Annotated in this window: 8 protein-coding genes, 1 tRNA gene and 1 pseudogene; all 10 read left to right on the forward strand. The window is 63.0% G+C overall.

The window, feature by feature from the left end; genetic code table 11:
* A pseudogene (tuf, locus tag ACO2Q9_RS11095) lies at positions 1 to 127 on the forward strand (elongation factor Tu); the annotation flags it as partial.
* Positions 128 to 133: 6 nt separating this feature from the next.
* Positions 134 to 209, forward strand: a tRNA-Trp gene (locus ACO2Q9_RS11100).
* Between the two features lie 123 nt (positions 210 to 332).
* Complete coding sequence (gene secE, locus ACO2Q9_RS11105; protein ID WP_423311257.1) at positions 333 to 716, forward strand: preprotein translocase subunit SecE; 384 nt, start codon at positions 333 to 335, stop codon at positions 714 to 716.
* A complete protein-coding gene (gene nusG / locus ACO2Q9_RS11110; protein WP_423312470.1) occupies positions 716 to 1,306 on the forward strand; it encodes a transcription termination/antitermination protein NusG in 591 nt (196 codons plus the stop codon). Before secE ends, nusG begins: the two co-directional genes overlap by 1 nt.
* A 121-nt stretch (positions 1,307 to 1,427) precedes the next feature.
* Positions 1,428 to 1,859 (forward strand): 50S ribosomal protein L11, encoded by a 432-nt coding sequence (gene rplK / locus ACO2Q9_RS11115; RefSeq protein WP_423311259.1) that lies wholly within the window; start codon positions 1,428 to 1,430, stop codon positions 1,857 to 1,859.
* Entirely contained in the window at positions 1,860 to 2,555 is a 696-nt protein-coding gene (gene rplA / locus ACO2Q9_RS11120) for a 50S ribosomal protein L1 (RefSeq protein ID WP_423311261.1), read from the forward strand. It abuts the gene before it with no gap.
* A 235-nt stretch (positions 2,556 to 2,790) separates the two neighbouring features.
* Positions 2,791 to 3,321: a 50S ribosomal protein L10 gene (gene rplJ, locus ACO2Q9_RS11125; protein ID WP_423311263.1), complete on the forward strand. Its 531-nt coding sequence runs from the start codon at positions 2,791 to 2,793 to the stop codon at positions 3,319 to 3,321.
* 40 nt (positions 3,322 to 3,361) lie between these two features.
* On the forward strand, positions 3,362 to 3,742 hold the full coding sequence (gene rplL, locus ACO2Q9_RS11130) for a 50S ribosomal protein L7/L12 (protein ID WP_423311265.1): 381 nt from the start codon (positions 3,362 to 3,364) through the stop codon (positions 3,740 to 3,742).
* Positions 3,743 to 3,993: 251 nt separating this feature from the next.
* Complete coding sequence (gene rpoB / locus ACO2Q9_RS11135; RefSeq protein WP_423311267.1) at positions 3,994 to 8,106, forward strand: DNA-directed RNA polymerase subunit beta; 4,113 nt, start codon at positions 3,994 to 3,996, stop codon at positions 8,104 to 8,106.
* Positions 8,107 to 8,127: 21 nt separating this feature from the next.
* Positions 8,128 to 12,348, forward strand: coding sequence for a DNA-directed RNA polymerase subunit beta' (gene rpoC, locus ACO2Q9_RS11140; RefSeq protein ID WP_423311269.1), 4,221 nt, complete (start codon positions 8,128 to 8,130; stop codon positions 12,346 to 12,348).
* The last annotated feature ends 43 nt before the right edge of the window (positions 12,349 to 12,391 follow it).

Consider the following 12,391-nt stretch of genomic DNA (forward strand, 5'->3'; position numbering starts at 1 on the left):
TGGCGACAACGTGACGATCACGGTGAAGCTGATCGCCCCGATCGCCATGGAAGAAGGCCTGCGCTTTGCCATCCGCGAAGGCGGCAAGACCGTGGGCGCCGGCGTCGTCGCCAAGATCATGGAGTAAAGCCACAGGGGTATAGCTCAATTGGCAGAGCGTCGGTCTCCAAAACCGAAGGTTGTAGGTTCGATTCCTACTGCCCCTGCCACTTAAAGAGTGGCCCCCGAAAGCCCCGCGCAGCAGTCCGCGCAGGGCTTCCAGAAACCCGCCGCAGCACGGCGGGTTTGGCGTCTGAGAAGGCGCGTTGAATTGCAAGCAGGATTACAGCCACATGGCGACATCTCAGGTTGAAACAGTCAGTACGGGTGCCGACAAGGCCAAGATCGGTCTCGCGATCGCTCTGGTCATCGGTGCCGTTGCGGCTTTCTACATGCTGGGCAAGCAGGGTGCTGTGGCCCAGTGGGGGGCGCTCATCGTGGCGCTGGCCGCAGCTGTGGGCGTGTTCCTGACCTCCGAACCCGGTCGCCAGTTCATCGCCTTCGGCCGCGATGCCTGGCGTGAAGTGCGCAAGGTGGTGTGGCCCACCCGCAAGGAATCCATCCAGATCACGTTGTACGTGTTCGCCTTCGTCGTGGTCATGGCCCTGTTCCTGTGGCTGACCGACAAGACGCTGGAGTGGGTGTTCTATGACCTGTTGCTCGGATGGAAACGATGATGACTGAAGAAGTGCAAGTTCCCTCCGCCGAAGGCGCGGCGCCCGCGCCGACCAACCCCGATCTGCGCTGGTACGTCGTGCATGCCTATTCGGGCATGGAGAAGGCGGTCGAGCGCAACATCACCGAGCGCATCAACCGCGCCGGCATGCAAAGCAAGTTCGGCCGCATCCTGGTTCCCACAGAAGAAGTGGTGGAAATCAAGAACGGCCAGAAGCGCACGACCGAGCGCCGTTTCTTCCCCGGCTATGTGCTGGTGGAAATGGTGATGGACGACGACACCTGGCACCTGGTGAAGCACACCAACAAGGTGACCGGCTTCGTCGGCGGCGCCAAGAATCGCCCGGCCCCGATCTCGGAAGACGATGTCATGAAGATCGTCAACCAGATGCAGGAAGGCACCGACAAGCCCCGCCACAAGGTGGAGTTCGTTGTCGGCGAATACGTGCGCGTCAAGGAAGGCCCGTTCACGGACTTCAACGGCACGGTCGAGGAAGTCAACTACGAAAAGAGCAAGGTGCGCGTGTCGGTCATGATCTTTGGCCGAGCGACGCCTGTCGAGCTCGAGTTCGCCCAGGTCGAGAAGACCTGAGCGTCCAGTTCCCGTTCTGGCCTGTGCGCGTTCCGGCTCGGTGCGCAGGCGTTGAGGAGAGCCGTTAACCCCGGGGAGCCCTGGCGAAGGCCAAGGCGTTAGAACCCGCAAGGAGTCAAGCATGGCGAAGAAAATCGTCGGCTTCATCAAGCTGCAAGTGCCAGCTGGTAAGGCCAACCCGTCCCCGCCGATCGGTCCCGCATTGGGCCAGCGCGGTCTGAACATCATGGAGTTCTGCAAGGCGTTCAACGCCCAGACCCAAGGCGTCGAGCCGGGTCTGCCGCTGCCGGTGGTGATCACCGCGTTCGCGGACAAGAGCTTCACCTTCATCATCAAGACCCCGCCCGCGACGGTCCTGATCAAGAAGGCCATCAAGCTGGACAAGGGCTCTTCCAAGCCGCACAGCGACAAGGTCGGCAAGATCACGCGCGCGCAGCTCGAAGAGATCGCCAAGACCAAGCTGAAGGACATGAACGCTGCCAGCGTGGACGCTGCCGTCCGTACGCTGGCCGGCTCTGCCCGTTCCATGGGCGTGAATGTGGAGGGCGTGTAAATGTCCAAGCTCACCAAGAAGCAAAAGGCCCTCGAAGGCAAGGTCGACAGCAACAAGCTGTATGCGCTGGCTGACGCACTGGCCATCGTGAAAGAGGCCGCCACGGCCAAGTTCGACGAGTCCATCGACGTTGCGGTGCAACTGGGCATCGATGCCAAGAAGTCCGACCAGGTCGTTCGCGGTGCGGTCGTGCTGCCCAACGGCACCGGCAAGACCAAGCGCGTGGCTGTGTTCGCCCAGGGCGCCAAGGCTGAAGAAGCCAAGGCCGCCGGTGCCGACATCGTCGGCATGGACGATCTGGCTGCCCAGGTCAAGGCTGGCGACATGCCGTTCGACGTGGTCATCGCCGCGCCCGACGCCATGCGCGTGGTCGGTACGCTGGGCCAGATCCTGGGCCCGCGCGGCCTGATGCCGAACCCGAAGGTCGGCACCGTGACGCCCGACGTCGCGACCGCCGTGAAGAACGCCAAGGCCGGCCAGGTCCAGTTCCGCGTCGACAAGGCCGGTATCGTGCACAGCACGATCGGCCGTCGTTCGTTCGACGCCGACAAGCTGAAGGGCAACCTCGCTGCGCTGGTCGAAGCCCTGAACAAGGCCAAGCCTGCTTCGAGCAAGGGTGTCTACCTGCGCAAGGTGGCTGTCTCGTCGACCATGGGTGTCGGTGTCCGTGTGGACACGCAAACCCTGTCGGCCTGACGAAAGAATTGGGTCTGCTGCAAAGCGGACCCGGTGTGGTGGGCTGTCGCAGCCGCAAGACTGCGGCAGGCCATCCAGGACCGTTGGTGCATGGGCAACCATGCTTAATCAGTGAAAGCCAACGCAGATGGCGATCCCGCTGCAGAAGAAATTTCCGGATTTCTGAAAACAGTCGGTCGCTGCAAGAAAGGCGTGTCGCAGGGGCAACCCGAAGACACATTTTAAGGAGTAGACCTTGAGTCTGAATCGCAGTGAGAAACAAGCGGTCATTGACGAAGTGACCGGCCTCGCCGCTCAAGCTCAAACGCTGGTGATGGCGGAATACCGCGGCATCACGGTCGCTGACATGACCAAACTGCGCAACGAAGCGCGCAGCAAGGGCGTCAACCTGAGTGTTCTGAAGAACACCCTGGCCCGCCGTGCTGTCGCTGGTAGCGCGTTTGAAGTGGTGGCAGACCAGATGACCGGCCCGCTGATCTATGGCTTCTCCACGGATGCAGTGGCTGCCGCGAAAGTGGTGGCTGACTTTGCGAAGACCAACGACAAGCTGGTCATTCGCGGTGGTGCATTCAGTGGCAAGGCCCTGGACGTCAATGGCGTGAAGCAACTGGCCAACATCCCGTCCAAGGAAGTGTTGCTGGCCCAGCTGTGTGGCTTGCTGATGTCGCCCATTTCGCGTACGGCCGTCGTGCTGGGCGCCCTGGCGGCAAAGAAGGGCGAAGGTGCTGCGGCACCCGAAGCGGCACCTGAGGCAGCGGCTGCCTGAGCGCGGCCAATCAACCGACATCAATTTTTAGGAAATCAAAATGGCATTCGACAAAGACGCATTTTTGACCGCGCTCGACAGCATGACGGTCCTGGAACTCAACGACCTGGTGAAAGCCATCGAAGAGAAGTTTGGCGTGAGCGCAGCCGCCATGGCTGCTCCCGCTGCTGGTGGCGGCGGCGGTGCTGCTGCTGCGGCCGCTGAAGAGAAGACCGAATTCAACGTCGTTCTGCTCGAAGCCGGCGCCAACAAGGTGTCCGTCATCAAGGCCGTGCGCGAAATCACCGGCCTGGGCCTCAAGGAAGCCAAGGACCTGGTGGACGGCGCTCCGAAGCCCGTCAAGGAAGCCATCCCCAAGGCCGACGCCGAAGCTGCTGTCAAGAAGCTGGTGGAAGCCGGCGCAAAGGCAGAACTCAAGTAATTGGGTTTTTTCCTGAAGGCTGGAGTGTCCCCAGGGGCCTCCAGCCTTTGGTGCTTACAGAGAGCACCCAAAAGCGCCGTTCGATACGATGCTTTTGAGTGTCTTCTGGCCCCCGACTGCAGAAGATGCCTTGGTTCGGGCTGCGTGCAATGCGCAGCCGTCCGCCATGGTTGGTAGTGGCCAACCACCAAGATTGTTGAGTGTGGTGCTCAATGGATCAGTCGCCTAGGACCTCATAGCCCGGAGTTCTCATGGCCTATACCTATACCGAACGCAAGCGAATCCGCAAGAGTTTCGGGAGCCGCGAAAGCGTGCTCGAAGTTCCCTACCTGCTTCAGATGCAAAAGGACGCCTATACCGCGTTCCTGCAGGCAGATTCCGCCCCGCAAAAACGCACGATCGAGGGCCTGCAAGCCGCATTCGACTCTGCCTTCCCCATCGTCTCGCACAACGGCTTCGTGGAAATGAAGTTCGTCGAGTACACGCTGGCCAAGCCTGCGTTCGACGTCCGTGAATGCCAGACGCGCGGGCTGACCTTCGCGTCCGCCGTGCGCGCACGCGTGCAGCTCATCATCTATGACCGTGAGTCCTCCACCTCGCAATCCAAGGTGGTCAAGGAAGTCAAGGAGCAAGAGGTCTACATGGGCGAAGTGCCCCTGATGACTGAAAAGGGCTCGTTCATCATCAACGGTACCGAGCGCGTCATCGTGTCGCAGCTGCACCGTTCGCCTGGCGTATTCTTCGAACACGACAAGGGCAAGACCCACAGCTCGGGCAAGCTGCTGTTCTCCGCTCGCATCATTCCCTACCGCGGTTCGTGGCTCGACTTCGAATTCGACCCGAAGGACGTGCTGTACTTCCGCGTGGACCGCCGCCGCAAGATGCCGGTCACCATCCTGCTCAAGGCCATCGGCCTGAACCCCGAGTCCATCCTGGCGAACTTCTTCGTCAACGACAACTTCCGCCTGATGGACAGCGGCGCGCAGATGGAATTCGTCTCCGAACGCCTGCGCGGCGAAGTGGCGCGCTTCGACATCACCGACAAGTCGGGCAAGGTCGTCGTGGCCAAGGACAAGCGCATCACCGCACGTCACACGCGTGAACTCGAGCAGTCGGGCACCAACTTCATCAGCGTGCCGGAAGACTTCCTGGTCGGCCGCGTGGTTGCCAGGAACATCGTCGATGCCGACACCGGTGAAATCATCGCCAAGGCCAACGACGAGCTGACCGAAGCGCTGCTCAAGAAGCTGCGCGCCGCCGGCGTGCAGGACCTGCAGGTCATCTACACGAACGAACTCGACCAGGGCGCGTACATGTCGCAGACCCTGCGCATCGACGAAACCGTGGACGAATTCGCTGCCCGCGTTGCCATCTACCGCATGATGCGCCCCGGCGAGCCGCCGACCGAAGACGCCGTGCAGGCCCTGTTCCAGCGCCTGTTCTACAACCCGGACACGTACGACCTGTCGCGTGTGGGCCGCATGAAGTTCAACGCCAAGATCGGCCGCAACGAAGCGACCGGCCCGATGGTGCTGACCAACGAGGACATCCTGGCGGTCGTCAAGATCCTGGTGGACCTGCGCAACGGCAATGGCGAAGTCGACGACATCGACCACCTGGGCAACCGCCGCGTGCGTTGCGTCGGTGAACTGGCCGAGAACCAGTACCGCACCGGTCTCGCCCGCATCGAGAAGGCCGTGAAGGAACGCCTCGGCCAGGCTGAACAAGAGCCGCTGATGCCGCACGACCTGATCAACTCCAAGCCGATCTCCGCGGCGCTCAAGGAGTTCTTCGGTGCGTCGCAGCTGTCGCAGTTCATGGACCAGACCAACCCGCTGTCCGAAATCACGCACAAGCGTCGCGTCTCGGCCCTCGGCCCGGGCGGCCTGACCCGCGAGCGCGCCGGCTTCGAGGTGCGCGACGTGCACGTCACCCACTACGGCCGCGTCTGCCCGATCGAAACGCCGGAAGGCCCGAACATCGGCCTGATCAACTCGCTGGCCTTGTACGCCCGCCTGAACGAATACGGCTTCATCGAAACGCCGTACCGTCGCGTGGTGGATGGCAAGGTGACGATGCAGATCGATTACCTGTCCGCCATCGAGGAAGGCAAGTACGTCATCGCCCAGGCCAACGCGGCGCTGGACAAGGACGGCAAGCTGACCGGTGAACTGGTCTCCGCCCGTGAAAAGGGTGAGTCCATCCTCGTCGGCGCCGAGCGCATCCAGTACATGGACGTGTCGCCTGCGCAGATCGTGTCGGTGGCCGCCTCGCTCGTGCCGTTCCTCGAGCACGACGACGCGAACCGCGCGCTGATGGGCGCCAACATGCAGCGTCAGGCCGTGCCTGTGCTGCGTCCCGAGAAGGCCTTCGTCGGCACCGGCATCGAGCGCGTTTCCGCAGTCGACTCCGGCACCGTGGTCACGGCAACCCGCGGCGGTGTGGTCGACTATGTCGACGCGACCCGCATCGTGGTGCGCGTGAACGACGCCGAAGCCGTTGCCGGTGAAGTGGGTGTGGACATCTACAACCTCATCAAGTACCAGCGTTCCAACCAGAACACCAACATCCACCAGCGTCCCATCGTCAAGAAGGGCGACGTGCTGGCCAAGGGTGACGTGGTGGCCGATGGCGCTTCCACCGACCTGGGCGAGCTCGCGCTCGGCCAGAACATGCTGGTCGCGTTCATGCCCTGGAACGGCTACAACTTCGAAGACTCGATCCTCATCAGCGAACGCGTCGTCGCCGAAGACCGCTACACCTCGATCCACATCGAGGAACTCGTGGTCATGGCGCGCGACACCAAGCTCGGTGCGGAAGAAATCACGCGCGACATCCCGAACCTGTCGGAACAGCAGCTCAACCGCCTGGACGAGTCCGGCATCATCTACGTCGGCGCCGAAGTGCAGCCGGGCGATGTGCTGGTCGGCAAGGTCACGCCCAAGGGCGAGACCACGCTCACGCCGGAAGAAAAACTGCTGCGCGCGATCTTCGGCGAGAAGGCGTCCGACGTGAAGGACACCTCGCTGCGCGTGGACCAGGGTTCGCAGGGCACCGTCATCGACGTGCAGGTCTTCACCCGTGAAGGCATCGTGCGCGACAAGCGCGCCCAGCAGATCATCGACGACGAACTCAAGCGCTTCCGCCTGGACCTGAACGACCAGCTGCGCATCGTCGAGGCCGACGCCTTCGACCGTATCGAGAAGCTGCTCAATGGCAAGGTCGCCAACGGTGGCCCCGCCAAGCTGTCCAAGGGCACGAAGATCGACAAGGCGTACCTCGCCTCCGTCGAGAAGTACCACTGGTTCGACATCCGCCCGGCCGACGACGAAGTCGCCACGCAACTCGAGTCCATCAAGAACTCATTGGAGCAGACGCGCCACAGCTTCGACCTCGCGTTCGAGGAAAAGCGCAAGAAGCTCACGCAAGGCGACGAGCTGCCGGCTGGCGTGCTCAAGATGGTCAAGGTCTACCTGGCCGTCAAGCGCCGCCTGCAACCCGGCGACAAGATGGCCGGCCGCCACGGCAACAAGGGCGTCGTGTCCAAGATCGTCCCGGTCGAAGACATGCCCCACATGGCCGACGGCACACCGTGCGACATCGTGCTCAACCCGCTGGGCGTGCCTTCGCGCATGAACGTGGGCCAGGTGCTCGAAGTGCACCTGGGCTGGGCGGGCAAGGGCATCGGCCAGCGCATCGGCGACCTGCTCCAGCAGGAAGCCAAGGTGGCCGAGCTGCGCAAGTTCATGGACCAGCTCTACAACAGCACTGGCCGCAAGGAAGACCTGACCCAGCTGTCCGACGCAGACGTGATCGAAATGGCCGACAACCTGTCCAAGGGTGTCCCGTTCGCCACGCCGGTGTTCGACGGCGCGTCGGAAGATGAAATCCGCGCCATGCTCAAGCTTGCCTATCCGGACGACATCGCCGCGCTCAAGGGCCTCACCGCCACGCGTACCCAGGCGCACCTGTTCGACGGCCGCACCGGCGACCAGTTCGAGCGTCCGGTCACCGTGGGCTACATGCACGTGCTCAAGCTTCACCACCTGGTGGACGACAAGATGCACGCCCGCTCCACCGGCCCGTACTCGCTGGTCACGCAGCAACCGCTGGGCGGCAAGGCCCAGTTCGGCGGCCAGCGCTTCGGCGAAATGGAAGTGTGGGCGCTGGAAGCCTATGGCGCTTCGTACACCCTGCAGGAAATGCTCACCGTCAAGTCCGACGACGTGCAGGGCCGCACCAAGGTGTACGAGAACATCGTCAAGGGCGAGCACGCCATCGACGCGGGCATGCCCGAGTCGTTCAACGTGCTGGTCAAGGAAATCCGTTCGCTCGGTATCGACATCGAGCTCGAGCGCTCGTAATTGAAAAGGGGAAAGAGTTAAATGAAATCACTACTCGACCTGTTCAAGCAGTTCACGCCGGATGAGCATTTCGATGCCATCCGCATCGGCCTGGCTTCGCCCGAGAAAATCCGTTCGTGGTCTTTCGGCGAAGTGAAGAAGCCCGAGACGATCAACTACCGCACGTTCAAGCCCGAGCGCGACGGCCTGTTCTGCGCCAAGATCTTCGGCCCGATCAAGGACTACGAATGCCTGTGCGGCAAGTACAAGCGCCTCAAGCACCGCGGTGTCATCTGCGAGAAGTGCGGCGTTGAAGTCACGCAGACCAAGGTCCGCCGCGAGCGCATGGGTCACATCGACCTGGCCGCTCCCTGTGCGCACATCTGGTTCCTGAAGTCGCTGCCGTCGCGCCTGGGCCTCGTGCTCGACATGACGCTGCGCGACATCGAACGCGTGCTGTACTTCGAGGCCTATGTCGTCACCGACCCCGGCATGACACCGCTGAAGAAGTTCAGCATCATGTCCGAGGACGACTACGACGCCAAGCGCAAGGAATACGGTGACGAGTTCACCGCCAAGATGGGCGCCGAAGGCATCAAGGACCTGCTCGAAGGCATCGAACTCGACACCGAGATCGAACGCCTGCGTGGCGACCTGACCGGCTCCGAAGTCAAGGTCAAGAAGAACTCCAAGCGCCTGAAGGTGCTGGAAGCCTTCAAGAAGTCCGGCATCAAGCCCAACTGGATGGTGATGGACGTGCTGCCCGTGCTGCCGCCGGACCTGCGTCCGCTGGTGCCGCTGGACGGTGGCCGCTTCGCGACCTCCGACCTGAACGACCTGTACCGCCGCGTCATCAACCGCAACTCGCGTCTGCGTCGCCTGCTCGAACTGAAGGCGCCTGAAATCATCGCGCGCAACGAAAAGCGCATGCTGCAGGAAGCCGTCGACTCGCTGCTGGACAACGGCCGCCGTGGCAAGGCCATGACGGGTGCGAACAAGCGCGCGCTGAAGTCGCTGGCCGACATGATCAAGGGCAAGAGCGGCCGCTTCCGCCAGAACCTGCTGGGCAAGCGCGTCGACTACTCGGGCCGTTCGGTCATCGTGGTGGGCCCGACGCTCAAGCTGCACCAGTGCGGCCTGCCCAAGCTGATGGCGCTCGAACTGTTCAAGCCCTTCATCTTCTCGCGCCTCGAAGCCATGGGCATCGCGACGACGATCAAGGCCGCCAAGAAGGAAGTCGAATCCGGCACGCCGGTGGTCTGGGACATCCTGGAAGAGGTCATCAAGGAGCACCCGGTCATGCTGAACCGCGCTCCGACGCTGCACCGTCTGGGCATCCAGGCTTTCGAGCCCATCCTGATCGAAGGCAAGGCGATCCAGCTGCACCCGCTCGTCTGCGCGGCGTTCAACGCCGACTTCGACGGCGACCAGATGGCCGTCCACGTCCCGCTGTCGGTCGAAGCGCAGATGGAAGCCCGCACGCTGATGCTGGCCTCCAACAACGTGCTGTTCCCCGCCAACGGCGAGCCCTCCATCGTCCCGTCGCAAGACGTGGTGCTGGGCCTGTACTACACGACGCGCGAGCGCATCAATGGCAAGGGCGAAGGCCTGGTCTTCTCCGACATCGGTGAAGTGCAGCGCGCGCTCGACGCCAACGTGGTCGAACTCACGGCCAAGATCGCCGTGCGCCTGACCGAGTACACCAAGGACAAGGTCACCGGCGAGTTCACCGGTTCGACCAAGCTGGTCGACACCACGGTGGGCCGTGCATTGCTGTCCGAGATCCTGCCCAAGGGCCTGCCCTTCGCGAACATCAACAAGGCGCTGAAGAAGAAGGAAATCTCCAAGCTCATCAACGTCTCGTTCCGCAAGTGCGGCCTGAAGGAAACCGTCGTCTTCGCAGACAAGCTGCTGCAGAACGGCTTCCGCCTGGCCACCAAGGCCGGCATTTCCATCGCCATCGACGACATGCTGGTGCCCGCTGAAAAGCACGGCATCATCGATCGCTCGGCCAAGGAAGTGAAGGAGATCGAGCAGCAGTACGTCTCCGGTCTCGTGACCGCTGGCGAGCGCTACAACAAGGTGGTGGACATCTGGGGCAAGGCCGGCGACGAAGTGTCCAAGGTCATGATGGCCAAGCTGTCCAAGGAAAAGGTCACCGACCGCCATGGCAAGGAAGTCGAGCAGGAATCCTTCAACTCGATCTACATGATGGCCGACTCGGGTGCCCGCGGTTCTGCCGCGCAGATCCGCCAGGTGGCCGGCATGCGTGGCCTGATGGCCAAGCCTGACGGCTCCATCATCGAGACGCCCATCACCGCGAACTTCCGCGAAGGCCTGAACGTGCTGGAGTACTTCATCTCCACCCACGGCGCCCGCAAGGGTCTGGCCGACACGGCGCTGAAGACCGCCAACTCCGGCTACCTCACCCGCCGCCTGGTGGACGTGACGCAGGATCTGGTGGTGGTCGAGCAGGACTGCGGCACGACCGACGGCGCACTCATGCGCGCCATCGTCGAAGGCGGTGAAGTCATCGAATCGCTGCGCGACCGTATCCTCGGCCGCACCGCTGCCGAAGACGTGCTGCATCCCGAAACCCGCGCCGTGCTGGTCAAGGCCACGCAGATGCTGGACGAAGACGTGATCGAGGAGCTCGAAGCCGCCGGCGTCGACGAAGTGAAGGTGCGCACCGCACTGACCTGCGCGACCCGCTTCGGCCTGTGCTCGCTCTGTTATGGCCGCGACCTCGGCCGCGGCGGCCTGGTGAACAACGGTGAAGCTGTCGGCGTGATTGCCGCGCAGTCCATCGGCGAACCCGGCACACAGCTGACGATGCGTACCTTCCACATCGGTGGCGCTGCTTCGCGTGCGGCCATCGCCTCCAGCGTGGAAGCCAAGTCCAGCGGCATCATCGGCTTCAACGCCACGATGCGCTACGTGACCAACAGCAAGGGCGACCTCGTGGTGATCGCCCGCTCCGGCGAAATCGTCATCCACGACGAACACGGCCGCGAGCGCGAGCGCCACAAGGTGCCGTACGGCGCGACGCTGACGGTCAAGGCCGACCAGCAGATCAAGGCCGGCACGATCCTGGCCAACTGGGATCCGCTGACCCGTCCGATCATCACGGAATTCGCAGGCCAGACGAAGTTCGAGAACGTCGAGGAAGGCCTCACCGTCGCCAAGCAGGTGGACGAAGTGACCGGCCTGTCCACGCTCGTCGTGATCGACCCGAAGCGCCGCGGCTCCGCCAAGGTGGTTCGCCCGCAGGTGAAGCTCATCGACGCCTCCGGCGCCGAAGTGAAGATCCCCGGCACCGACCACTCGGTGACCATCGGCTTCCAGGTCGGTGCGCTGATCCAGGTGCGTGACGGCCAGGACGTGGGCCCCGGCGAAGTGCTGGCCCGCATCCCGGTCGAAGGCCAGAAGACCCGCGACATCACCGGCGGTCTGCCGCGTGTTGCCGAGCTGTTCGAAGCCCGTTCGCCGAAGGACAAGGGCCTGCTCGCCGAAATGACCGGTACCGTGTCGTTCGGCAAGGAGACCAAGGGCAAGATCCGCCTGCAGATCACCGATCCGGATGGCAAGGTCTGGGAAGACCTCGTGCCCAAGGAAAAGAACATCCTGGTGCACGAAGGCCAGGTGGTGAACAAGGGCGAATCCGTGGTGGACGGCCCGGCCGATCCGCAGGACATCCTGCGCCTGCTGGGCATGGAAGAACTGGCCCGCTACATCGTCGACGAAGTCCAGGACGTGTACCGCCTGCAAGGCGTGAAGATCAACGACAAGCACATCGAGGTGATCGTTCGCCAGATGCTGCGCCGCGTCGTGGTCGAGAACCCGGGCGAGTCGGGCTACATCCAGGGCGAGCAGGTCGAGCGTTCGGAAATGCTGGACACCAACGATGCGCTGCGCAAGGACAACAAGATCCCCGCGACCTACAGCAACCTGCTGCTGGGTATCACGAAGGCATCGCTGTCCACCGACTCGTTCATCTCTGCCGCTTCCTTCCAGGAAACGACCCGCGTGCTCACCGAGGCTGCCATCATGGGCAAGCGCGACGAGCTGCGTGGCCTGAAGGAAAACGTCATCGTGGGTCGCCTGATCCCCGCCGGCACCGGCATGGCTTACCACCAGGCCCGCAAGGTGAAGGAACAGATGGACGACGCCGAGCGCCGTGCCATCGCCGACAGCGAAGCTGCCGAACTGGCCGAAGCCTCCGAGAGCACAGCGCCCGCCGCTGACGCCCCCGAGGCCGAGTGACCACCCAGGGTCTTCATGCCCTGGCCAGGCGCCCCGCACCCTC

Origin of the sequence: Variovorax sp. VNK109, assembly GCF_049445855.1 — a bacterium.
GTDB lineage: Bacteria > Pseudomonadota > Gammaproteobacteria > Burkholderiales > Burkholderiaceae_C > JAGOCV01.

What these genes read in the sequence shown, in the direction of transcription:
- secE (WP_423311257.1), top strand. Translation starts at nt 333, where the DNA reads ATGGCGACATCTCAGGTTGAAACAGTCAGTACGGGTGCCGACAAGGCC.
- nusG (WP_423312470.1), top strand. Translation starts at nt 716, where the DNA reads ATGACTGAAGAAGTGCAAGTTCCCTCCGCCGAAGGCGCGGCGCCCGCG.
- rplK (WP_423311259.1), top strand. Translation starts at nt 1,428, where the DNA reads ATGGCGAAGAAAATCGTCGGCTTCATCAAGCTGCAAGTGCCAGCTGGT.
- rplA (WP_423311261.1), top strand. Translation starts at nt 1,860, where the DNA reads ATGTCCAAGCTCACCAAGAAGCAAAAGGCCCTCGAAGGCAAGGTCGAC.
- rplL (WP_423311265.1), top strand. Translation starts at nt 3,362, where the DNA reads ATGGCATTCGACAAAGACGCATTTTTGACCGCGCTCGACAGCATGACG.
- rpoB (WP_423311267.1), top strand. Translation starts at nt 3,994, where the DNA reads ATGGCCTATACCTATACCGAACGCAAGCGAATCCGCAAGAGTTTCGGG.
- rpoC (WP_423311269.1), top strand. Translation starts at nt 8,128, where the DNA reads ATGAAATCACTACTCGACCTGTTCAAGCAGTTCACGCCGGATGAGCAT.